Origin of the sequence: Acrocarpospora corrugata, from assembly GCF_009687845.1 — a bacterium.
Classification (GTDB): domain Bacteria; phylum Actinomycetota; class Actinomycetes; order Streptosporangiales; family Streptosporangiaceae; genus Acrocarpospora; species Acrocarpospora corrugata.
The window spans coordinates 110,497-132,256 of sequence record NZ_BLAD01000049.1 but is presented as its reverse complement, the minus strand read 5'-3'; the positions used below and the strand labels follow the sequence as shown (position 1 = coordinate 132,256).

Annotated in this window: 25 protein-coding genes; 8 read left to right on the top strand and 17 right to left on the bottom strand. The window is 67.7% G+C overall.

All coding sequences use genetic code 11. The annotated features are described in order from the left end of the window. Nucleotide 1 precedes the first annotated feature (1 nt). From Acor_RS16630 to Acor_RS16615, 4 genes are all read right to left on the bottom strand, one after another. Nucleotides 2–358: a hydrogenase maturation nickel metallochaperone HypA/HybF gene (locus Acor_RS16630; protein WP_246238689.1), complete on the bottom strand. Its 357-nt coding sequence runs from the start codon at nucleotides 356–358 to the stop codon at nucleotides 2–4. Next, complete coding sequence (locus Acor_RS16625) at nucleotides 351–875, bottom strand: hydrogenase maturation protease (RefSeq protein WP_155337565.1); 525 nt, start codon at nucleotides 873–875, stop codon at nucleotides 351–353. Before Acor_RS16625 ends, Acor_RS16630 begins: the two co-directional genes overlap by 8 nt. Further along, nucleotides 872–2,185 carry a hypothetical protein gene (locus Acor_RS16620; RefSeq protein ID WP_155337564.1) on the bottom strand — a complete coding sequence of 438 codons (1,314 nt, stop codon included), beginning with the start codon at nucleotides 2,183–2,185 and terminating at the stop codon, nucleotides 872–874. The genes Acor_RS16625 and Acor_RS16620 overlap by 4 nt, the downstream gene beginning before the upstream one ends. A 200-nt stretch (nucleotides 2,186–2,385) precedes the next feature. Continuing rightward, a complete protein-coding gene (locus tag Acor_RS16615; RefSeq protein ID WP_155337563.1) occupies nucleotides 2,386–3,825 on the bottom strand; it encodes an MFS transporter in 1,440 nt (479 codons plus the stop codon). Between the two features lie 91 nt (nucleotides 3,826–3,916). On the opposite strand from Acor_RS16615, the gene Acor_RS16610 reads away from it, so the two are divergent. Further along, complete coding sequence (locus tag Acor_RS16610) at nucleotides 3,917–4,357, top strand: MarR family winged helix-turn-helix transcriptional regulator (RefSeq protein ID WP_155337562.1); 441 nt, start codon at nucleotides 3,917–3,919, stop codon at nucleotides 4,355–4,357. A gap of 117 nt (nucleotides 4,358–4,474) precedes the next feature. On the opposite strand, the gene Acor_RS16605 is transcribed toward Acor_RS16610, so the two are convergent. From Acor_RS16605 to Acor_RS16595, 3 genes are read right to left on the bottom strand one after another with little or no spacing between them, the layout of a single operon-like run. Beyond that, nucleotides 4,475–5,659: an NAD(P)/FAD-dependent oxidoreductase gene (locus Acor_RS16605; RefSeq protein WP_155337561.1), complete on the bottom strand. Its 1,185-nt coding sequence runs from the start codon at nucleotides 5,657–5,659 to the stop codon at nucleotides 4,475–4,477. Nucleotides 5,660–5,703: 44 nt separating this feature from the next. Beyond that, nucleotides 5,704–6,183 (bottom strand): RrF2 family transcriptional regulator, encoded by a 480-nt coding sequence (locus Acor_RS16600; protein WP_246238688.1) that lies wholly within the window; start codon nucleotides 6,181–6,183, stop codon nucleotides 5,704–5,706. Beyond that, nucleotides 6,180–6,524: a hypothetical protein gene (locus Acor_RS16595; protein ID WP_155337559.1), complete on the bottom strand. Its 345-nt coding sequence runs from the start codon at nucleotides 6,522–6,524 to the stop codon at nucleotides 6,180–6,182. The genes Acor_RS16600 and Acor_RS16595 overlap by 4 nt, the downstream gene beginning before the upstream one ends. A 45-nt stretch (nucleotides 6,525–6,569) precedes the next feature. On the opposite strand from Acor_RS16595, the gene Acor_RS16590 reads away from it, so the two are divergent. After that, nucleotides 6,570–7,535 (top strand): RNA polymerase subunit sigma-70, encoded by a 966-nt coding sequence (locus tag Acor_RS16590; protein ID WP_246238687.1) that lies wholly within the window; start codon nucleotides 6,570–6,572, stop codon nucleotides 7,533–7,535. Between the two features lie 167 nt (nucleotides 7,536–7,702). Here Acor_RS16590 and Acor_RS16585 read toward each other — a convergent pair whose 3' ends face one another. Further along, nucleotides 7,703–8,335, bottom strand: a complete 633-nt coding sequence (locus Acor_RS16585; RefSeq protein WP_155337558.1) for a TIGR03086 family metal-binding protein — start codon at nucleotides 8,333–8,335, stop codon at nucleotides 7,703–7,705. Between the two features lie 139 nt (nucleotides 8,336–8,474). Between Acor_RS16585 and Acor_RS16580 the strand changes: the two genes are divergently transcribed. Continuing rightward, a complete protein-coding gene (locus tag Acor_RS16580; RefSeq protein WP_155337557.1) occupies nucleotides 8,475–9,506 on the top strand; it encodes an acyltransferase family protein in 1,032 nt (343 codons plus the stop codon). Nucleotides 9,507–9,578: 72 nt separating this feature from the next. On the opposite strand, the gene Acor_RS16575 is transcribed toward Acor_RS16580, so the two are convergent. Beyond that, entirely contained in the window at nucleotides 9,579–10,202 is a 624-nt protein-coding gene (locus tag Acor_RS16575; protein WP_155337556.1) for an NAD(P)-dependent oxidoreductase, read from the bottom strand. A gap of 109 nt (nucleotides 10,203–10,311) precedes the next feature. Between Acor_RS16575 and Acor_RS16570 the strand changes: the two genes are divergently transcribed. Both Acor_RS16570 and Acor_RS16565 read left to right on the top strand, forming a co-directional pair. Beyond that, entirely contained in the window at nucleotides 10,312–10,641 is a 330-nt protein-coding gene (locus Acor_RS16570) for a winged helix-turn-helix transcriptional regulator (RefSeq protein WP_218034324.1), read from the top strand. A gap of 146 nt (nucleotides 10,642–10,787) precedes the next feature. Continuing rightward, a complete protein-coding gene (locus Acor_RS16565; RefSeq protein WP_218034323.1) occupies nucleotides 10,788–11,264 on the top strand; it encodes an MFS transporter in 477 nt (158 codons plus the stop codon). 36 nt (nucleotides 11,265–11,300) lie between these two features. On the opposite strand, the gene Acor_RS16560 is transcribed toward Acor_RS16565, so the two are convergent. From Acor_RS16560 to Acor_RS16530, 7 genes are all read right to left on the bottom strand, one after another. Further along, a complete protein-coding gene (locus Acor_RS16560) occupies nucleotides 11,301–12,344 on the bottom strand; it encodes a hypothetical protein (protein WP_155337553.1) in 1,044 nt (347 codons plus the stop codon). Between the two features lie 7 nt (nucleotides 12,345–12,351). After that, nucleotides 12,352–14,268: a hypothetical protein gene (locus Acor_RS16555; protein WP_155337552.1), complete on the bottom strand. Its 1,917-nt coding sequence runs from the start codon at nucleotides 14,266–14,268 to the stop codon at nucleotides 12,352–12,354. 13 nt (nucleotides 14,269–14,281) lie between these two features. Continuing rightward, the gene (locus Acor_RS16550) at nucleotides 14,282–14,932 is read right to left on the bottom strand and encodes a TIR domain-containing protein (RefSeq protein WP_155337551.1); all 651 of its coding nucleotides are present in this window, start codon (nucleotides 14,930–14,932) and stop codon (nucleotides 14,282–14,284) included. A 35-nt stretch (nucleotides 14,933–14,967) separates the two neighbouring features. Beyond that, the gene (locus Acor_RS16545; RefSeq protein WP_155337550.1) at nucleotides 14,968–16,161 is read right to left on the bottom strand and encodes a helix-turn-helix domain-containing protein; all 1,194 of its coding nucleotides are present in this window, start codon (nucleotides 16,159–16,161) and stop codon (nucleotides 14,968–14,970) included. 122 nt (nucleotides 16,162–16,283) lie between these two features. Then, a complete protein-coding gene (locus Acor_RS16540) occupies nucleotides 16,284–16,766 on the bottom strand; it encodes a low molecular weight protein-tyrosine-phosphatase (RefSeq protein ID WP_155337549.1) in 483 nt (160 codons plus the stop codon). A gap of 93 nt (nucleotides 16,767–16,859) precedes the next feature. Then, the gene (locus Acor_RS16535) at nucleotides 16,860–17,774 is read right to left on the bottom strand and encodes a threonine synthase (protein WP_170316959.1); all 915 of its coding nucleotides are present in this window, start codon (nucleotides 17,772–17,774) and stop codon (nucleotides 16,860–16,862) included. 254 nt (nucleotides 17,775–18,028) lie between these two features. Then, nucleotides 18,029–18,589 (bottom strand): Chromate resistance protein ChrB, encoded by a 561-nt coding sequence (locus tag Acor_RS16530; protein WP_155337547.1) that lies wholly within the window; start codon nucleotides 18,587–18,589, stop codon nucleotides 18,029–18,031. 87 nt (nucleotides 18,590–18,676) lie between these two features. Between Acor_RS16530 and Acor_RS16525 the strand changes: the two genes are divergently transcribed. After that, nucleotides 18,677–19,447: a COG4280 domain-containing protein gene (locus tag Acor_RS16525; RefSeq protein WP_155337546.1), complete on the top strand. Its 771-nt coding sequence runs from the start codon at nucleotides 18,677–18,679 to the stop codon at nucleotides 19,445–19,447. Next, the gene (locus tag Acor_RS16520; protein ID WP_155337545.1) at nucleotides 19,444–19,653 is read left to right on the top strand and encodes a hypothetical protein; all 210 of its coding nucleotides are present in this window, start codon (nucleotides 19,444–19,446) and stop codon (nucleotides 19,651–19,653) included. Before Acor_RS16525 ends, Acor_RS16520 begins: the two co-directional genes overlap by 4 nt. A 1-nt stretch (nucleotide 19,654) precedes the next feature. Here the strand turns inward: Acor_RS16520 and Acor_RS16515 are convergent, their stop codons facing one another. Beyond that, nucleotides 19,655–20,641, bottom strand: coding sequence for an endonuclease/exonuclease/phosphatase family protein (locus tag Acor_RS16515; protein ID WP_170316958.1), 987 nt, complete (start codon nucleotides 20,639–20,641; stop codon nucleotides 19,655–19,657). A gap of 361 nt (nucleotides 20,642–21,002) precedes the next feature. Here Acor_RS16515 and Acor_RS16510 point away from each other — a divergent pair, with 361 nt between their 5' ends. Then, the gene (locus Acor_RS16510) at nucleotides 21,003–21,731 is read left to right on the top strand and encodes a hypothetical protein (protein WP_155337543.1); all 729 of its coding nucleotides are present in this window, start codon (nucleotides 21,003–21,005) and stop codon (nucleotides 21,729–21,731) included. Nucleotides 21,732–21,760 lie beyond the last annotated feature (29 nt).

The following is a 21,760-nucleotide window of genomic DNA, read 5'->3' as shown; positions in this document are numbered from 1 at the left end:
GTCACACACCTCCGCCGAAAGTGATCTCCTCCAGCTGGACGTCGGCCCCGCCGACGACCTCGATGTCGACGCCGCCGCAGCACGGGCAGGCGGCCAGCGCGGGCGCGTCGAGCGCGGCGCCCTGGACGCCGCAGTCCCGGCAGCGCACCGCCAGCGGCTCGATCACCACCTCGACGTCGGCGTCCTGCGCCGGCGTGCCGGCCGCGGCCACCCGGAAACCCTGGTCGATGACGTGCGGATCGACCTCGTGCCCGCCGATGTGACCGCCGACCCTGACCCGGACCGCGGTGACCTTCCGCCCGTCGGCCCGATCCAGCACCGCCTGGACGATCGCGTCGGACAACCCTGTCTCATGCATCGGCACACTCCGTATCCGCTTGTCCGGTTCCTGGTACGGCGAGGTCCGCCGCCACCTGGCAAGCCAGCTCCGTCACCAGCCGGACCGCGTCCTCGACGACGGCGGCGACCGGAGCGGTCAGGCCCATGAGTTCGTCGATGGCCGCGGGCGCGCAGCCCACGACCAGCACCCGCCGCACCTCGCCGCCGAGCCCGCGCAGCAGGTCGAGCACGGCCTGAGGGTGCATGCCGTGCCCGTTCACCGGCATCGGACCCTCGTCGCCCGGCCCGTCGACGTCCACTTCGACGACGGCCAGCGTGCCCGGCGGCCCGTCGACCGGCATGGCGTCCACCATGATCAACGTGTGGTGGCGTCCGTCGAGCAGTTCGTAGGCCAGGTGCACGCCGCGGATGCCGTAGTCGACGACGTCCACGGTCGCGGGCAGGGCGGCCGGGTCCAGGCGGTTGACGACCTCGACGCCGAAGCCGTCGTCGCCGAGGAAGATGTTGCCGATGCCGGCCACGAGGACCCGGCTCATTCCGGTTCCCCCAGGGCTTCGGTCTCGTCGGGGGCGAAGTAGCGGAAGCGGCCGTACCACTGGTGCAGGTCGGCGCCAGGGTCGTCCTCCAGGATCACGGCGAGGTGGTGGGAGCCGTCCACGTCCAGCAGGACGCCTTCGACTCGGGCGGTCCTGCCGTCGAGGAACATGTCCTGGGGGTCGGTGCCGCGCAGGCGGGGACGGAGCCGGACCCGGCTGCCGCGCCGTACGGGGGTGCCGCCGACCATGACGGTGTTGGTCTCTGGCGCGACGGCGGCGTCCGCCTCGGGGTTCCACCAGGGGACCTCGGCCCTGCCGTGCAGGCGCGCCATCGTCTCCGGCGGCATCGCCTCGACGCGGTCGAGGATGGCGGCGGCCCGCGGGTCGGTGGCGCGGGCCTCCCGCTTCTCGGCGTCGGTCAGCGTCAGGGTGCGCAGTGACAGGATCTCGTCGATCTCGGCCGAGTCGTGCAGGTCGCCGGGGCTTTCCGGGGCGACGCGCGGGTGGTCGTAGAGCAGGATCGGTGAGGACAGGACCACGCCGTCGCCGGCCAGGACCGGGAAGGTGCGCACGTTCGCGCAGGCGCGGGCGGAGTTCTCGGCCCAGTCCGGCGGGTCCAGGAGTGAGACGAAGGAGCCGCCGGGGACGGCCAGCAGCAGGTGGGTGGAGAGCAGGGCGTGCCGGAGCGCCTCGTCCCTGGTCGCTTCCGGGCCCGGGACGTCGCCGGTGTTCTCGACGCGCGCGCGTAGCCGGTACAGCGGGGCGTCGCAGGTGGCCATCGACAGGGTGAGCGAGGCCCGCAGCGGCCATCCCTCCCGCCGTACCCGCCCGACCCCGGCGAGTGGTTCCACGTCTTCGGAGGCCGGCAGCCACACGTCGAACCGGCGTTCGCCGGCCAGGAGTTCGCCGATCGGGAGTTGGGCGTCGAACTCGTGCGGGACGGCCTCGTCGAAGCTCAGCGCGGTCCGGGCGCCCACGTCGACCCGGTCGACCTCGCGGTATATCCCGTCGGGACCGAGTTCCTCCACCGATCGGCGGCGCAGGTGCAGGAAGCGGAGCCGGCAGTGCACGACGTCCGTCGGCAGCGCCGCGAACAGGCATTCGGTCTGCTGCCACCACGATTCGGCCGAACCCGCCACGCTCGTGCCCGGATCGGTCAGATTCTTCGCCGCCCAGGGTTCGGGCAGGAGCACGCCGAACTGCCAGCGCACCCGGTTCTTCGCCGACGAGCGGCGGTAGGGGTACAGCAGGTAGCCCTCGTACAGAATCGCGTCGGCGACCGCCTGGGCCGCCTGGAACTCCACAGCCACGACCGCCCCTTTCGCAGGCTCATGCCACACCCGGCGTACGTGGCTGTTCCTGGTATAGCCAGGCCGTCACAGCGCAGGTAAGTGACATCCGCACCTAGGTGCCAACCGTGGGTAGTCGCCTCGCGAAAGGTAAATTCCGGCGTTCAGGGACTTCAGGGACCTCCTGGTCTGGGGCCGCCCATCAGGATTTGCCCCGGCCTTTAGACCCGGACCAGGTCGGCGCGGACGTCGATCACGCGGTGGGCGCCGGCCCGGCGGCGGCCGGGGATGGTGAGGACGACGAGGGCCGCGAGCAGGGCGACGCCGCCGCCGATGAAGAAGCCGGCCCGGAATCCGTCCTGGGAGGGCACGGTCACCGGACCGAGTTTGACGGTCATGTTGCCCAGGATCGCGCCGAGCACGGCGCTGGCGCTGGAGGTGCCGATCGCGCGCATCAGGCTGTTCAGGCCGTTGGCGGCGGCCGTCTCGGTCTGCGGCACGGCGCTCATGATGAGAGTGGGCATGGCCGCGTACGCGAAGCCGATGCCGCCGCTGATCACGGCGGAGAAGATCAGGACGCCCCAGGCGTTGTCCATCAGGGCCAGGGCCAGGCCATAGCCGGAGGCGATGATGAGCGCGCCGAGCAGCAGCGAGGTCTTGGGGCCCCGGGTCGAGGACAGGCGGGCGGCCAGCGGGGAGATCGCCATCATGACCAGGCCGGCCGGCGCCATCCACAGGCCGGCCTGGACCATCGTCTGGCCCAGCCCGTATCCGGTGGCGGCGGGCAGTTGCAGGAGCTGGGGGGCGATCAGCGACATCGCGTACATGGCGAAACCGATGACGACGGAGGCCAGGTTGGTCATCAGCACCTGACGGCGCGCGCTGGTGCGCAGGTCGATCAGGGGCGCGGCCACCCGCAGCTCCCACCACCCCCACACCAGCAGGATCACGGCCGAGGCGCCGAACATGCCGAGCGTGGTGCCGCTCGTCCAGCCCCAGTCACTGCCCTTGGAGACGGGCAGCAGGAGCAGCAGCAGGCCGGCCGACAGGCCGATCGCGCCGACGAAGTCGAACCTGCCGGGCGAGGTGACCGGGGATTCCGGCACGATGACCAGGATCAGGACGCTCAGCACCAGGCCCAGGCCGGCCGAGCCCCAGAACAGGGCGTGCCAGCTCACGTTCTGGGCGATGATCGCGGCGGCGGGCAGGCCGAGCGCGCCGCCGACGCCGAGTGAGGAGCTCATCAGGGCGATGGCCGAGCCGAGGCGCCGCGGGGGCAGGATGTCGCGCATGATGGCGATCCCCAGTGGGATCACGCCCAGGCCGAAGCCTTGGAGGGCACGGCCGATGATCATCGGGGTGAGTGAGTTGGCGGGCGCGCAGACCAGGGAGCCGATGGCGAGCAGGAGGGCGCTGGCGACCAGGATGCGGCGTTTGCCGTACAGGTCGCCGAGGCGACCGGCCACGGGGGTGGCGACCGCGCCGGCCAGCAGGGTGGCGGTGATCGCCCACGAGGCGTTGGCGGCGGAGGTGTGCAGCAGGATCGGCAGGGTGGAGATCAGCGGCACGATCAGCGTCTGCATCAGCGAGACGGTGATGCCCGCCGCCGCCAGCACGCCGATGATGGATCCCGTGCGCGGTGCGGCGTGCGAGGGGCTCATGCGTTCTCCAGGCTTTGTGCATTGTGCATATAATGTGCATCATACATATTGCCTGATGGAGGGGTACCTGACCCCCCGATCGGAGGGTTACATGCGCGCCGAAATCGCCGAAATCGAGCGTGGGTTCATGCTGATCGGCCGGTACAAGGAGCTGGGCGCGACGGCCGCGGGCCCCGAGGAACGGCGGCTGGAGCGCAGCGGCTACATCCTGCTGCGGCGGCTCGAAGACGAGGGACCGATGTCGATCGGCCAGCTCGCGCACGCGTTCAGCCTCGACACCTCCACCGTCAACCGGCAGACCACCGTGCTGCTCCGGGGCGGCCTGGCCGAGCGCATCCCCGATCCGGACGGCGGCATGGCCAGAAAGCTCCGCATCACCGAGGAGGGGCTGCGCCGGGTCGAGGAGGAGCGCGCCTGCCGGCTCAACGGGCTCGACAAGGTCCTGTCGAACTGGACTTCGGCGGAGCTGATCGCGTTCGCCGAAGGGCTGGCGCGCTTCAACGCCAGCATCGAGCGGGTGGTCCAGGACTAACGGGAATCCAGCAGGGTGCCTCCGTTCCAGCTCACGCGGTAGTAGCCGCCGATGATCTCGTCCACGGTGAGCGCGGACAGTTCCTCGGTCGGGGGCCGCCCTCGAAGGAGGCGCAGATCACTTCCAGGCGCGTTCCGGGTCGCCGGCGTTCAGGATCTCTTCGAGGTCGTCCAGGGGCGGATATATCCGCTTCTCGACGATGGTGCGTTTGAGGTCTTTGGCCGTGCTTCCGGTGAGTTTCACGGCGCGGTCCCAGCCGGTGGTGAGCACCGCACCGGCCGCGCCGAGGTCCAGGCAGGTCACGTACGGCGCGGGCGCGAACTCCAGGGCGGGCAGCCCGAGCAGGTCGGCGGCGGCGTTGTGCCCGGCGTACCGGCCGAGGGGGATCGCGTGCTGGCAGCTCTGCAGGGTCAGGTGGCTGTCGTCCGCGCTCGCCGCGGCGGTGTCGCCGGCCACGAACACCTCCGGCGCCTCGGGGGCCCGCAGGTGCTTGTCGACCAGCAGCCGGTCCAGGTGGTCCCGTTTGCCGGGGATCTGGCGGGTGAGCGGGCTGGCCATCATGCCCGCGGTCCAGATGGCCGTGTGCGCGGGGATCTCCGTACCGTCGGTGAGCAGGACGCGGGTGGCGTCGAGTGAGGCCGCGCTGGTGTTGAGGTGGATCTCGATGCCCAGTTCGTCCAGCGCGGCGGTGATGACCGGGCGCGGTCCCGGGCCGAGTTCGGGGCCGAGTGTGGCGGCGCGTTCGACCAGGACCACCCGGACTTCGTGGGCGGCGGGTCCGGCGAGCGCGCGGAGCCGTCCGGCGAGTTCGGTGGAGACCTCCAGGCCGGTGAAGCCCGAGCCGATGACGACGGCGGTGAACCGGCCCGATCCGGCCGGGCGAGCCGGGAGTGTCCGCAGGTGGCTGTCGAGGGCGACCGCGTTGGGGAGGGTGTCGACGTCGAACAGGTGCTCGTGGCCGGGCAGGGCAGGGCGGCGCAGGGCGCTGCCGCTGGCCAGGATCAGCCGGCGGTAGCTCAGGTCGGCGGGCTGCCCGTCGACTCGGGTGACGGTGACCGACCGCCGGTCGGTGTCGATGGCGGTGACGACCGCGGGCAGCCGGGTCACCCCGGTGGGCTGCAGGATCCGTTCCAGCGGCACCCGCAGCGCGGCCGGGGCGGCTTCGTACAACCGGGGGCGGATCACCAGATCGTCACCCGGGGCGACCAACGTGATCGTGAGCCGCTGATCGGCGAGGCGCGCCGCACCCAGCGCACTCCAGACTCCAGCGAACCCGCCACCGATAATCAGGACATCAGACATCCTGGTCTCCCTCCTGAGCATCCGAAAGGCGTGAGCATGATCGATTAAGCCGGGGCGGTCGCCAGCAGGTTGCGGACACGGACCGGCGTGCTGGGGTAGCGGCGCCCGACGGTCGCCGCGATGTCGGCGATCGTCTGCGCGGCCAGGGCCTGCCGCCAGGCGAGTTCGGCCTTGCGCATGGCGACGTCGATGGTGCACGCGACCTGGATTCCCCCCGACGCGCCGCCCCCCGGGCCGCGCTGCCGGATCTCCTCACACCGGAACGCCTGCTCCGTGCCTTCGATCGCGACGACCACGTCCAGCAGACTGATCTGCTCCGGCGCGCGGGCCAGCCGGAAACCACCCCGAGGTCCTGGTACGGACGACGCGATGCCAGCCCGGACCAGCGCCTGCAGCTGCTTGGTGAGATAGGCGGTCGGAAGCTCGTGGAAGGCGGCCAGCTTCACGGCCGGCACCGCCTCATCCTGTTCCAGGAAGGCGAGATTGAGACAGCAGTGCAGAGCCCACTCGACACCTTCACTCATGCGCATATCCAGGATGCTAAATATCCTGGATATTCGATGTCAAGGATTATCACAAGGTTGAACGGTTGCTCAGGCGTGTAAGCAGAGAGTAACTGGATATCTACTCTCTGAAATAAACGCAGATTAGCGGCCATGCCGTGACCCGGAATGGCCGTCGAGTCGACCATCACAATCTGGAGGTTGCCATGACAAATCACCACAACGTTCACCACGAGCACGAGAGCGCCGAGGACTGTTCCAGCCACGAGCAGTGCGCGGACAACGCGACTGACACCTGCTGCGCCGCGGAGTAGCTCTCCTGGGGGACCGCCGGTCTTGGATCGGCGGTCCCTCTCTGTCATCGGCGGGTCCTCATTTCTGTCGTAGGCGTTGGGTATGTTGGCGGCGTGGATGGAGTGGTGACGGTCGAGGCGGCGTGGCTCTCCGCCGCGCGGCAGGGTGACGGGGAGGCGTTCCGGCATCTGGTGGGGCCGCATCTGCGGGCGCTGCACGTGCACTGTTACCGCATGCTGGGGTCGTATCACGACGCCGAGGAAGCCTCGCAGGAGGTGCTGCTGCGGGCCTGGCGGGCGCTGGATTCCTTTGAAGGGCGTGCGCCGCTCCGGCACTGGCTGATCCGCATCACGACGACGACCTGTCTCAAAGCCATCGAACGCAGCGGGCGGCAGCCGGTTATCGCCGGCGAGGTCGCGTTTCTGGAGCCTTATCCGGACCGGCTGCTGGACGAGTTGACCGAAGGCGACCCGGCGATGGTCGCCGAGACGCGGGAGAGCGTCGCGCTGGCCTTCGTCGTCGCGTTGCAACGGCTGCCCGCCACCCAACGAGCGACGCTGGTGTTGCGGGATGTGCTGGGCTGGAGCGCACTTGAGGTCGCCGACCTGCTGGAAAGCAGCGTGCCCGCCGTCAACAGCTCCCTGCAGCGAGCCCGCGGCACACTAGGCACTCCGGGCTCCCCGCGATCGCTGGATCGGCGCGACGAGGACGTTCTCGGCCGTTTCGTGCAGGCTTGGCAGCGCTGTGACATCCCGGCGCTGGCCGCACTGCTACACGAGGACGCGGTCCTCCGGATGCCGCCAGAGGAGGCGGTGATCCGGGGCCGCGATCAGGTCGCCGGTTTCTTCGCCACCGTCCCGGCCGAAGGCCGCCTCGACCGGATCCCGCTGACGGTCACCCGCGCGAACGGCCACCCTGCCGTGGCCGCGTACTTGCCCGGCAAGGACACAGCGCCTTACCGGGCGTACGGAGTGATCGTCCTCACTTTCACGCCGGGCGGGATCGACTCGATCACGGGCTTCCCCGACCCCACCCTGTTCCAGTTCTTCGAACTACCAGAGGTCAGGCCCGGCCCGTGAGCGGCGGGTCCACCCCTGTTCCGCTTCTTCGAGCAGGCCCTTCTGCCAACAGGCCCGTGAGTGACGGGTCCGTTTTGTTCTTCGAACTGCCCGAGATCAGGCGCCCTCGGCCCAGGTTGCCCATGAGTGGCGGGTCCGCCCTGCCCCGGTTTTCGGACTACCCGAAGTCAGGCCTGTCGTCCCAGGTGGGCCAGCAGGCTCGTGAGCGGTGGGTCCGCCGGTGCCGCGGTTAGGGCGGGTCCGAACTGGCCGTTGGCGCGGTTTTCCGCGCCGATGGCTCGCTGGCTGAAGGCGGTTACCGCGTCGAGCACCGCGTCCTCGGGCTTGAAGGAGACCTGTGCGCCGGACGCGATGTCCCAGCCGTGCACCAGTGACTCCAGCAGGCAGACGTCGGCCAGCACCGCCGCGGGGACGGGACCGGCCGCGAACGAGACGATTCGCTCCAGTGCGCCGGGGGCGCCGAAGGCCGCGAGGCAGCGTTCGGCAACGGCCGCGAACGACGCCGCGGGATCACTGCCCAGGTGGTCGGTGCCGGACGTCAGCCGGGGGTCGTGCTCCTCGGGCGCGACCGGCTCCCCGTTCGCGACCCGCGCCAGCAGGGTGAGCCCGCCGGCCAGGTGATTGCCGACCTGGCGGACCGTCCAGTCGGCGCAGGGACTCGGCCGGTCCCAGCCGTCCGCCGGGACTGAGGCCAGCAGGGACGTGGTGGTCTCGAAGCCGCGCTCCAGCAGTCCGCTGATCGGCGCGGGGTGGTTCTGGTGCATGGTGTCCTCCGGATCCAGGGCCGCGGGTGCGGCCACTCATCCAGACAGATCCCGGCGCTCCGCCGAACTCATCGCTCCCCGGGCGTGCATTTTTCCGCACTGCGTATGCCGCCATCCTCATCGCCGCCGTACCAGCACAAAGTTGCCCTAACCAGCCAGGAAGGGCGGAGCGGAGATGGCAACGACGGCAAGCGTCAAGGTGTCCAGGGCGATGTGGGCCGATGTCGCAAAAGGTGTCTGCATCCTGCTCGTGGTGCTCTGGCACGCGGTCAACAAGCACTACCTCCAGGTGGACTGGCGGATCGACGCGCCGATCCCGGCCGCGTGGGGATTCGTCGGGGACCAGCTGATGACGCTGCGGATGCCGCTGTTCTTCACTATTTCCGGCATGTTCGCGTTGAACGCCTTCCACCGCCCCTGGCGCGTGGTCGTCCGCTCGCGGGTCGCCAAGTTCCTGTACCTCTACCTGGTCTGGATGGTCATCCACACCGCGATCACGTGGTTCACGCCGAGCTTCGACACCCTCAGCGCGCACAGCGTGGGCCAGTTCGTGGAACAGCTCACGATCACACCACCCAACCTGTGGTACCTGTACGCGCTCGCCCTCTACTTCGTGGTCGCCAAGGCGCTGAAGCGCATCCCCGTCCCGATCATGCTCGGCGCCGCCGCCGTGCTGGCGGTCGTGGCCGCCGCCGAACTGATCGCCACGCCGGGCAACCGGGGATCGCTGCTCCAGAACTTCATGTTCTTCCTGCTCGGACTACATCTGCGCCCGCACGCCGAGCGGCTGATCGCCGCCGCGACGTGGCGGCGAGTGGGCGCCATCGGCGCGGTGTACGGCGTCGCGTTGCTGGCCATGGTCGTCACCGCCAGCCAGCACATCCCGACGGTGTGGCCGATGGTCTCGCTGATCGCGATGGTGTTCGGCCTCAGCGCGGCCCCGCTGGTCGCCCGGTGGCAGGGCGTCGGCACGGCCCTGGCCTGGCTGGGCCGGCGGACGCTCCCGATCTACGTCATCCACATGCCGCTGCTGGCGCTGCTGCATGTGGCCGTGTCCGGGCCGATGTCCCAGGCCGGACCTGCGGCGCAGACCGTACTCGCGGTGACATACCCGGTCGTCGTGACGGCGCTGCTCGTGGCCTCCTGCCTGCTCGTCGAGCGTGCACTCCGGGCGGCGCGCGCGTGGTGGCTGTTCGACCTACGCTGAACTCTTGTGGCGGATGCTGCTCGCGCACCCGCATGCGGTGCCGCTGCTGGGGGGCGGTGGATGATCGTCGCTTCAGGCGGTCTCGATGCCGATGTGGGTTCGGTGGTGGGTTGGGTTGTCGATTTCGTCCAGGATTGCGGTGGCGAGGGTGGCGTAGGAGATGCGGCTGCCGGCGTCGGCCGGCGCTACGCGGTAGCTGCCCGCGTCGACGTTGGTGTGATCGAAGTCGCCCGCCGGGCTGAGGACCAGCCAGTCGAGTGCGGTGGTGCTCTCCCGAAGAACAGCCGTGCCCGCGGCGTGGCCCAGATAAAAGGTTCGGTACGCCTGCGGGTAGTCGGGCGTATCCATCAGAAGCGCGCCTGACGCGGTCTCCAGGATCGACGCCAGGCCCACGACCACCAGCCGACCGACGCCCGCCTGATCGAGCCCTTCGACCAGCGCACGCGAGGTGCCCGCGTAGAAGATCTCAGGTTCCACGTTGGCGTCATAGACCGCACAGATCGCGGCGTCATGGCCCTTGGCATGCTCGGCAACGCTCTCCGCGTCCGTGACGTCACCGGCGACAATCCGCATGCCGTCCGCGGCTTTCGCAGGATCGCGGACCACTCCGGTGACCGCATGGCCGCGCCGCAGAGCCTCCCGCACGGCCGCGCCCCCCGCTCGGCCCCCCGCGCCGAAAACTACGATCTTCCCCATCTCGCGTACCTCCGCAGCTGGATTCAGTGCCTCGGAAGCTATCCGGGCAACCGGTTACCGACGGGATACCGGCTACCGTGAAACCGTGAGAGAACCTCTTGATCCGGACATGTTCGATGAGATCTGCCCGTCGGAAGTCGTGCCATTTCGCATCGGCGACAAATGGGCTGGCATGATCATTCGATGCCTTGAACACGGCCCACGCCGCTTCTCAGAACTGCGAATCCCATTGCGAACCATCACCGCAAAGGTCCTCACGCAGTCACTCCGAACCCTCGAACGCGACGGCCTCATCCTCCGCCACGTCCACACCACCCCAGTTCAGCGAGTCGAATACGACCTGACACCCCTCGGCCGCAGCATTCTCGAACCCCTCGCGGCCATGTGCGCCTGGACCGAAGACCACTGGGACGAACTCCTCGACGCCCGCGAAGCCTGAAATTTCACCATTCCGCCTTTGGCGAGTCCGCCCACCTGGCGGATTGGAAGGCGCGGGGTCGTCGTGGAATGATTGTCCGCATCATGGCCGTCTCTCCGTCATTCCGGCTCGTCCGCTCAGCGGTCTTTGCTGTGGTGTCGACGGGGTTGGCGGCATTCGCGCACCTGTTCGCCGGGGGCTCGGTCTCCGGTCCCATGCTCGTGATCGCGCTGGGCCTGGGCTGTTTGACGGCGCTTCCGCTGGCTGGGCGCGAGCACACGCTGGGCGTGATCCTCCCGTTGCTCGTCGGTCTGCAGGCTGTGCTGCATGTGATGTTCTCGCTGGCGCACGCGATCCCCGGCGCGCACCACGCCCACGCCGGATTGGTGCCCGGTCTGGGAATGCTCGTCCTGCACGGCTGGGCCGCCGGCTTGACCGCGCTCTGGCTGGCCCGCGGCGAACGCGTGTTGTGGGAGCTCCTCCGCCGCCTGCTCGTACGACTGACGCTCGTCATCCTCTCCGCCCAGCGGTTCCCCGAGCACCCAACCGCGACACCGCGCACCGAACCGGACATCCTCCATCCGGTCCTGCTCCAGTACGCGCTACGCAGGCGCGGACCCCCAGGAGCCGTCACCACCGCCTGACACCAGTTGGGTGTCACGCCCGTTCTCACATCAGAATCAGTCGGTTTCCTCCGGCTCGGCGGGATCGTCCTCGGTTTCCCAGTCCTCCGGATCCGGGAGCAGATCGAACTCCTTCAGAATCTGATCAGCCTCGTCTGCTCGACCAGCCGCCCGGACGTACTGGGCGAACCGGTGCACGAAGGGTTCGACGGCCTCAGGGTCCAAGTCCAGTTGCCTCATCAGCTCTCGAAGGCTGTCAATCAAGGTCTTGGGCGGTGGGGGTGCGGAGGACCCGTTGAGCTCAACGGTTGGTGGCGGAAAGGGTGCCATGTGGAGGAATGGCGCGGAAACGTCGTCGTCGTTGGCTGCCGCAGAAAGTTGCGCGAGAGTGCCGATCAGATTGACCGCGGTGTCGACCTGGTTCGCGTTCTTCGTCAGCCACCACACCACGGCCGCCCCAGGACTCTTCAGGACGTCGTCACTGAGGTAGCTCCGGTCGCGAATCTCCCGTTGGCGCTGGAGTTCGTGAAGTTCCTCGTCCTTGCGCACATCCGCCATGGCTTCGAGCCTGGCGGTGTCAGAGTCGGAGAGGACCAGGGTGATGTCGGTGACCACGATCTCCACGAGACCGGTGCGATCGGTTCGCGGAACACCGAGCCGGTGGGTGAGCTGCTGACGGACTAACGAGTACTTTTCGGGTGTTTCGTTCTCGGCTGTCGCACGGGCGCGGGAAAGAACATCGTCCAGAGCCAGCGCGGCCAGGCTCGGCCGAAAGACGCCGACCGCCCGCTCCGTCCCACGATGATACACGGTGGCGGAGAAGTGGAAACTGTAGTGCGGTACCGCGCTCGGCAACGACACCCGCTCGATCGTCTGCTGCTCGTACGGCAACGGCGGCGGGATGACCTCTTCCTCAGGACCACGCTCAGAGCGCGAATCATACGCGGGCCGGCGTAAGGACACGACGGCGAGAAGGGCCAGCCCCCCGACGAGCAGCAACCAGGCCCACAGCGGCCAGCTGAAGATCAGGCTGGCGATCAGCAGCAATGACATCCCTGCCACAAGCGAGGCAAAGGACACGTTCTTTGTACGGGTCGTCATGTCATCCTCATCCCGTGACGACGTCCACGCCCTGAGCGGCATCGATCTTCCGCCAGAGCCGGGTAGCGATCTCGTGTCTGCGGGCGGTTTCCGGGCCGCGAAGGTACGCCCAGCGGAGGGCAATGCCGTACAGGTCCCCGAGTGCCCTGCCGGCTTGAGTTGCCGCCAGGACGAGCGTGTCCAGAAGCCGCTCTCCGTCGAGGTCGGTGCCTGACGCGGCCAGCCAGTGATGGACCAGCTCACGCCAGTAGGCCGGTGACTTCGTGGTCATCATGGAGCGCCAGCATTCGACGACCCAAGCTCTCCCGTTCTCGTCCGCGAGTACGGACACGATCACGACCGGTTCGGCCGCGACCAGGAACAACTCGAAGTCGGCTTCCTTCGCCGATAGCTTGCCCACCGAAAGGCGGCGGAACAGCTCCTTGCGCAGCCGGACATCCTGGGTCAGTAGCGACAGCGACGTCCGTGCCATCGCCGCGATGCTGTCATCGGACTGGCGGGCCAGGTGATGGAGGCGGGTCAGGGCCTGCTCAGGGTGCGTATCGGAGACCACTGTGGCGCAGGTCGCGACGAGTACCCGTCCGAGTTCAGGGGCCAGCCGCGGGAGCTTCCCCCATTCCAGTGCCTTCCGGCGGAAACTGATGCCGAACCGCTCGTGCCGCAACCCCAGTTCCAGTGCCTGCGCGGCATACGGCAGCAGCCAGGCCGGGCTTCCGCGCGACGTCCAGCGTTCGACCAGCCAGATCAGGTCGCCTGGCTGTGCCACCTCCAGGCACTGTTCAGCGAAGCGCGTGACCAGGCGCTGACGATCTCCTCCGGTCAGGCCGGTCAGCCTGATCAGGTCGCCAACCCAATCGCGCAGCGCCTCGCGCATCTTGAGATGGTCGCGCCAGAAGTAGGCGCGCACCGCCGCGTCGTAGCCGAGTGCGTCGAAACGGACCGCGCCATCGGGCAGCCTGGCGATCTTCAGCTCCCCGAAATGCTCGGTAAGGCCGCTTTCGTCCAGCGCCGGAGTACCGGTGTCGGGATAGTCGGTCCCCGCGAGAAGGCGCTGAGCCGCATGGAACACGACATCGGCGTGTGCCCCGTGGAGCATCGCCGCTGATAGCAGCAACGCACGGAGCAAGCCCGACCTGATCGACTTGACCGCATTCGAGACCGTGCTGTTCCCCGCAGTCAGTGCAGCCATCGCTTGCGCGAGCCAGAACCCCAGGGCTTGATCAGGTGCGCCCGCACGTGCGTCTCTGACGAGACCTGCCAGCCGGTCCACCCGCCGCATCTCCCAGCTGCGCAACTCCGCCTCGATCTCGGCGGTCGCGGCATCATCGGGCTTGATCCCATCAACTCTGAGGTGCCGCCGGAAGACCATCATCGGGGATGGCCGCTCAATCCGACTGATCAGCCGGATCAGTTCCGCCTGGAATGGCGCATCCATCCCGTACGGCAGCACAGCGACCATGTACGCCTGTTTCTCGATCACTGCGGCGTGGGACGAGGACAGCTTGTCCTGGACTACTGCGAATCCATCCTCATCGAAGTTCGTGAAGTCGAGTAGCATCCGGTCCCCCGGCTCGATCTTCATGTCCCATTGGTCGATGTCGTCCTTGCCGATCGGGGTGAACTCCTTTAGCGGGCCCGAGAATCTCTCCAGCCCGTGGAGCAGCAGTAACGCTGCGCTTCGCCGCCCGCTGCCGGGAGGGCCGATCACCACCACAGCGCGAGAATCGATCAATCGCGTTTCGGCCGCGCCGTAGCCAGGAGGGCGGACAAACCGCGGCTGTAGCCAATTGAGATATTCCGCAGTGAACCGCCGGGATTTTCTGGTCAGGCGGCCGTCCGATTCGATGATGTACGTCGAGTAGTTGAACTGCGACCCCGGGCCGGTGTGGAACATCCCTGTCGGGTTGTTGAGATGGGATTCCATCGTGTCCGCCAGTTCAGGTCCTGCGCCGGAACAGGTCGAAGTCCGGTGGAAGGGCGTTGTACATCGACCCGCTCCCTGTATGGAACACACCGGTAGGTTCGTTCATGATCGTTCCTGAGTTGTCGCCGAAGTTGGTGATTCCGCCGCGCTGGCCAGTCGCCTGATGGCCAGGCGAGTCGTCCACCGCAGTCCGGTCAGCCAGTTCCGGGATCTGGCGCATCAACCGTTCCGCGATCGTGGCGAGGTCCACGTCCGCGCTGGTCGACTCGTACTTCACAGTTTGGTGTTCGACCAGGTCCACCAGTTCGTCCGGCAGATCGGCGGGGTTGAGCCGGGTGGTCCTGCCGACGAGAACGGGGATCACCGTCACCTTGTGCGCGAACGCCTCCAGGATCTCGGTCCGGACCCAGTCCTCGGGGTCGAACAGGGGGCTCCTGCCGTTCTCCGCCCGTGCGGTCAGCCAGCGGGAGCCGATGACGGCCAGCAGGACCGAACTCCGACGCACATTGGTGATCAGATGGATCGGGTATCGCTGCCCGGGTTCGATGGATTTGCTCGCCCGGTAGATCAGGTTGGTACCGAACCTGTTGGACAAATAGGTGTCCAGCGTGACGGCGACGTCCTCGCCGTCACCGGTCCGGTAGTTGATGAAGACAGCAGGCATGACGGATCCTCCTCGGATCGAGAATTCAGATGCGTTTAGGACAGGCGTAGCGACGACATGAGTCGCGAGTGCAGGGCCCGCACCGAAGGACTTTGCTGGTAGCGCAGCAAGGTGTGCGCGAGTTGCCGCAGGTCGGTGCCGATCGTGGCCGATCGCACCAGCCGTACTGTGTCGAGCAGTTCCGCGGTCAGTTGGCAGGCGTGGTCGATCTCGCCGACGGCGGCGTGGGCCCGGGCCCGGCGCACGCCGTACCTGGCGTGGGTGCGCAGAGCGTGCGGGGACAGTCGCGCGCACTCGCGGTCGAGCACTTCGGCCGCTTCGCGGGCTCGGCCCAGGTCGTATAGGCACCAACCGGTGATCATTGCGACCGAATCCGGCAGGTTCGTCGTGCCGAGGACGGGCGCCTCGGACTGCTCGGCGTCGGCCAGCAGTTCCCGGGCCTGGTCCAGTGATCGGAAGCAGGCGTCGTAATCGCCGGCGAGGGCGTGGCCCTGCGCCTCACGTTGGGCGGCCAATCCGCGGATTCTGGCAGCGTTGGTGCCCAGCTGTGCCTGGCGGGCCAAGGCCACCGTCTGAGCGGCGTCATTGTTGTAGAAGGTGATCAGGGCTCGGCGAATCTTGGCGTACGACTCCAGGTCCCGATCCGGTCCGGGGGCCGCCATCGCCACTGCCTGCTCGGTCCAGCTCAGCGCGGCCTCGTTGTCCCCCGACTCCTGCGCCATCCACCCGGCATACTCCGCGAACCGCGCGGCCAGCGCCAACCACTCCAATCTGGTACGGCCTCCGGCCTGCCCTGCCAGAGCCTGCAACGCCTCCGTCTGGGTCACCACGAGGGGCAGCACCAGCCGAGGATGAGCGGTCTGGCCAAGCAGCCGGACACTGTCGAAGGCCGCTCTGAAGAATCTGAGGGACGCGCCTTCCGCCTCTTCACCCGTGTGCATATCCGCCCCCGTAACCGACATCGAAATCGCGAACGGCCGAATCGCGGCCGTGGCTGATTCGATGGGGTCGGAGACGTCGTTCGCCGCCAGCGCGATAAGCGCCCCATTGGCCTTCAGTACGGCATCGCATCGGCGTGCCAGATCCGGCGACGGCACCTTTAGCCCATTTTCGATCTTGCTGAGGTGTCCCTTGCTGTAGTACACCTCACGGGCCAGCCGAGAGAGCGTCCAGTCCGCCTTTCCGCGCAGCTCATGGAGCACGGCTCCAAAACTGTTCGGATAGGTCACTACTGGCTCCGTCTCAAGGACGTCCGGTGCGCCGCCGCCAATCAGAGTTTGTCAGGATTCAGAGGCTCCACAAAGTGCACAAGAGTGTTTCCCGTTTCCAACTTCCAGGGCCTAGACCTGGCCTAGACCCTCCCTGCCGGAAGGTTCTTGCGGATCTCTTCGAGCAAGCCTGGTACGGCGGCCTCGATCTGGTCTCGGACGAGTTCGAAGCCGGCGCGACCGCCGTAGTACGGATCCGGGACGTCAAGCCCGTCGGCTGCCGTGTCGAACTCGCGCAGCAGGCGGACCTTCTCTCGGTCCTCGGGATTGGGGGCCATTGAACGGAGGTCGCGATAGTGGCCCTGGTCGAGCGCGATGATCAGGTCGTATCGGTTGAACCACAGGGGCCGGAACTGTTGGGCTGTGTGTTTTGAGGTGTAGCCGTGGCGTCGGAGTGTGGCGACTGTGCGTTTGTCAGCGGGGTCGCCGACGTGCCAGCCGCCGGTTCCTGAACTGTCGACGAGAACGTCCAGATTTGCTTCCGAGACGTGTCGGCGCAGGATGTGTTCGGCCATCGGGGACCGGCAGATGTTCCCCGTACACACAAAGGTCACCCGGTAACTCATGTCCGCAAGTTTGCCCCGGAGCCGGGCGCGGGGGCCACTTGGCTGAGGGGCAGCTGACGAAGAGGCTCTGCGGGTGAGTCGAGGCCGTCGTCATCAGGCTGGTGACTTCAGGCCGGTGGCGGTGATCGGCACCAGGACGGTGGTGCCCGGGGTGAGCTGATTGGTCAGGCTGGCCAGGCCGGCGACCGCGATGGCGGAGGTTGGTTCGACGTAGATGCCGGATAGGCGGAGTTCGTCGTGGGCGCGCCAGAGGGCTTCGTCGTCGACGGCGATGATCTGGCCGCCGGTGTCGCGTACGGAGCTGAGGATCGATCGGCCGCGTGGGGGGCGGGCGATTCGGATGCCTTCTGCGGCGGTGTCGCCCACGGTGACAGGGGCAGGTTCGGTGGTGTCGGTGACGAGGGGGGCGCAGGCGGTGGACTGGATGCCGTACACGCGGGGAATTCGGTCGATCAGGCCGGCGGTGTGGAGGGCGGCGTAGCCGCGGATGATGCCGAGGAGCAGGGTGCCCGCGCCGACGGGGAGCACGACCGCGTCGGGGGCCGTGCCGCCGAGTTGTTCCCAGGCTTCGTAGGCGAAGGTCTGGGTGCCGGCGAGGAAGAGCGGGTTCCACGCGTGGGAGGCGTAGACGTCGCCGGTGGCGAGGGCGTGGGCGAGGGCGGCGTCGGAGACGTCCTGGCGGGAGCCGGCGATCGAGTGGAGTTCCGCGCCGTAGGCGGCGATCTGGCGGAGTTTGCCAGGTGAGGCCGACTGGGGGGCGAAGACGTGGCAGGCCAGTCCGGCTCTGGCGCAGTAGGCGGCGAGGGACGCGCCCGCGTTACCGGAGGAGTCGATGACGGCGGCCCGAGCGCCGTGCTGAACCAGCCAACTCGCCAGTACGGCGACGCCACGATCCTTGAACGAACCGGTGGGCAGAGCGCCCTCCAGCTTGAAACCGACATCCAAGCCGTGCCAGGTCTGGCGGAGCAGCGGCGTGGTCGGCTCACCAAGCGAGATCGGAGTGTCCACGGGCAGCCACCCGCGATACCTCCAGACCCCCTGCCCGTCCGAAATGAGCGGATCAGCAGGGGCCGAGGTCACCTCGATTACGCCGCCACAACGCGCGCAACGCCAAGCGAGCGGCTCCTGAGCCATCGAACAGGACGGGCACCACAACTCAGCCATATCAGGCCACCGCACTGGGCGGGCACGATAGTTCGGCCATTCCAGCCACATAGGACGGACGCCACAACTCGGCCATATCGGCCGCACAGGAAGCCATTTCAGCCCGCCTCGCCCACCCGCTCGGCGACAGTGATCTCGAACTCCTCCAGCAAGCGCTCGCACTCGGCCACCCGGTCATGGGCGTGTTCCCTTCCGGGAGCACCCATCCAGTCCCTGGCCTCCACCTTGCGCAGCCACCGTCGGAGCTTCTCCAGATCCTGCCGGATCTCCTCAGCCTCCTCGAAGGTGTAGTTCTCCCGGTATCGCTCGAACTCGATCTCCTTGAAGAACTTCGTCTCGCACTCTTCGACGATCTCGTCATACTCCTTCGCGGAGTTGGCGCGGAAGCCGTCGGTGATCTGCCGCTGCTCGCGCTCGTCCACGTCATCCAGCACGAAGAAGTGACTGGACCCCTCCAGCTCGGCGATCCGCTCCCGCACCCGATCCAGCGCGGCCCGCAGTTCCTCGCGGTCCGGCAGCACGCAGACCGCCTGCTGAAGGTAGAGCGCCCCGAGCCGCTTGAGATCGCGCCAGACGGCGACGCGCGCCTTGGAGGACTGGGAAGGCACACGGTAGATGAGCAGCAACCACCGCCGCTCGGCCTCGGAATCCTTCGCCACCGGCCCAGGCTAGCAGCCGTTGACATGCCGAGCACACTGTAACTATGGTCCCAATGAAACACTTGATACATCAGTAGGGAGTCAACGGTGCAAGGGACGACCCTCGGTCTGGTCGGCTCCACCTTCCTCGCCTCGTTCGTCGAGTTCGTCGAAGCGCTGACCATCGTGCTGGCCATGGGCTTCACCCGCAGCTGGCGATCCGCCCTGGCGGGCACGGTGGCCGCGCTGATCGCCCTGACCGCCTTCACCATCGCGGTCGGCTACGCGCTGACCACCTGGCTCCCCGAGGCCGCGCTCCAACTCGTGGTCGGCACCCTGCTGCTGATCTTCGGATTGCAGTGGCTACGCAAGGCCACCCTGCGCGCCGGCGGCCTCAAGGCCATGCACGACGAAACCGAGGAGTTCGCCAGCCAGACCGCCGCCGCCCAGGCCGCGGGCACCCGCCGGCGCTTCGGCTTCGACTCCTTCGCCTTCGCCGTCTCCTTCAAGGGCGTCTTCCTCGAAGGCGTCGAAGTGGTCTTCATCGTCATCACGTTCGGCCTCAGCGCCGACGACATGACCGGCGCCGTCCTCGGCGCGGCCTCGGCCGGCGCCATCGTGCTCCTGCTCGGCGCACTGCTGCACCGCCCACTCTCGATGATCCCGGAGAACACCCTGAAGTACGGCGTCGGCCTACTACTGGCCGCGTTCGGCGCCTACTGGGCGGTCGAGGGCCTGGGCGTGCTCACCACCGAGCACCACAGCCTGGAATGGCCCGGCGGCGACCTGGCGATCCTGGTCCTACTGGCCGCCTGGCTCCTGCTCTCCCGAATCCTCGTCGCCACCCTGCCCAGACTGCGAAATGAGGTGACCCGATGAAGTACCTCAAGGGCTTCGTACGGTTCTGGTACGACTTCGTCATCGGCGACGACTGGAAGATCGCGACAGCGGTGGTCACGGCCCTGGCGATCACCGCAGTCGCCCTGACGACCGGACTGCTGACCGGACCCCTCTTGATCATCCTCGGCGCGGTCCTACTGTTCACATTCTTCGTCGTCAGCATGGTCGTAGACGTACGCAAATGACCTAGAAAGTCGTGACAACGGCGAACACGGCTCGATGGTCGGTCTCAGGAAGAACGTGCGTGCTGAACCCGTGAACAGCGGTCCGCTGGTCGACGAGGATGTGGTCGAGCGTCACGGCCGGAATGGGCAGCCCACGGAAATCCCAGGTGACCGGCCAGGTGGTAGCGAGGCCGTCGCCGGTGGTGTCGGCGGCATCCCGGTAGCCGAGGTTGAGGAGTTGCCGCATCCCGGCATGGTCCAGGGTGGCGTTGAAGTCGCCCAGCAGAATCGTGTTGTCCGGCGCGGGCAACGTGTCGAGCCCGGTCGCCCAGCACCAGTGGCGGGATTTCTCAACAGGCGCGCACGGATGCACCGAAACGACGTCGAACGCACCGCCGGGCCTGTCCACCGTCGCCTTGACCTGGCCGAATCCACCGTAATCCAGGTTGTTGGTCATTTTCACCGGGAACCGCGCATAGATGCCGGATCCGCCGGCCCCTTCCCGCGCCTCACCCGCGTAGAACGGCAGGGCCTGCCCCAACCCGGCCGTCCTGAGCCCTTCCACAGCCTGCGGCGTCAACTCCTGCAGCGCGAGAGCATCAGGACGCAACTCGGCCACCAACCCGACCAACGCCTCCGGCGGCACCGAGCCGACTTCAGAGTTCGACGCGAGCACCCGGAGCGGCTGCCCTGACACGGCGGTATTCGTTCCCGGAATCGCCCGGGGAAGCACCTCCGCCGCCAGCATCCCGGACACCGCCACGGCCACCACGAGCGCGATCCACCGCCGCGTCACCAGCGCGACCAGCGGCGCGACCAGCGAAACCACCACGACCGCCGGCGTGAACGCGACCAGCTGCACCCACAGGAAGTCCAGGTCGTGCGGCCAGATCCGCAGCACCGCCCACAGCCCGAACGGCGCCACGCCGAGCCAGACGAGCACGCTCACCCAACGCCGTCTCGGCTCCGCCAGGGACGGAGCAGTCACATCAGCCACGTCGAGCACCACCCGAGCATGCCCCAAAAGCCCGGGATCGGGGGCCGATTTCACTTTGATCAACGAGGACCGGTATGCCCCCACCCGCCCTCTGCGCCGCCCGGCGCCGTAAGGAACGCTTCCTTTCAAAACGGTCGCAAGATCGGTGAACCGCTTGTCAGGCCATCCGGGCATAGGTCACAGTTTCGCAAGATGCCCGAATTGCGGGCATCCACGGGGAAACCGGATCTCACACGGAGGGCCTCACATGAGGCGTTTGATCACGGTGCTCATGTGCGTGGCGGTAACCGCCGCACTGACATCGGGAGTGGCTCAGGCGCGGGCAGCAGATCCCGTCGCCGCCCTCGCAAAACAGTTAAAAAGCGCTCACGGCGTGCATTTCACGTCCGTCTCGAAAACCAACCCGAGCTACGGCATCAAAACCCGCTCGTACGGTGACCTGCAGTTCGGCCGCTCCCAGGTGGCGGCCAGCAGCATCATCAGCACGATCGACTACGGCGTCTCCACCCGGGTGACCGAAGATGTCGCCGAGCTCCTCGGCCTGGAGCCGGACAAGCTCACCGGCCCGACCCACACGATCACCATCAAGGACACCAGCTACATCTCCGGTGGCCTGACCGACATCCTGCTGCCCCCGGGCAAGACCTGGCTGAAGTCCAAGGGCTTCGGCACCCAGGCCGGGCTCGGCGGCTCGGCCATCAACGTGCTCTCCCCGCGCGAGCTGAAGCTGCTGCTCGCCGACGTGGACGTCAAGAAGGCCGGCGGCGTCGTCGACGGCGTGCCCACCACGGTGTACAGCGGATCCAACCTGTTCCGTACCGATCTGCTGGGCTTCAAGGTCAGCTTCAAGGTGAACTGGAAGCTGTGGATCGGCAACTCCGACGGCCTGATCCGGCGGATCGCCTCGAACGAGAACATCCTCATGCGCGATCCCGAGGGCAAGGTCAAGCCGTTCAGGCTCCAGCTGAGCTCTGACACCTACCTCACCAACTGGGGCAAGCAGGTCTGGATCTACGCGCCGGACGAGCGCCTGGTCGAAGACCTGACGACCTCCCTCACCCTCCCGTCCGAAGTCCTCGGCTCCATCGACCTCGGCGACTGACCTGCCGATCCGGCCGCACCGCCGTCACC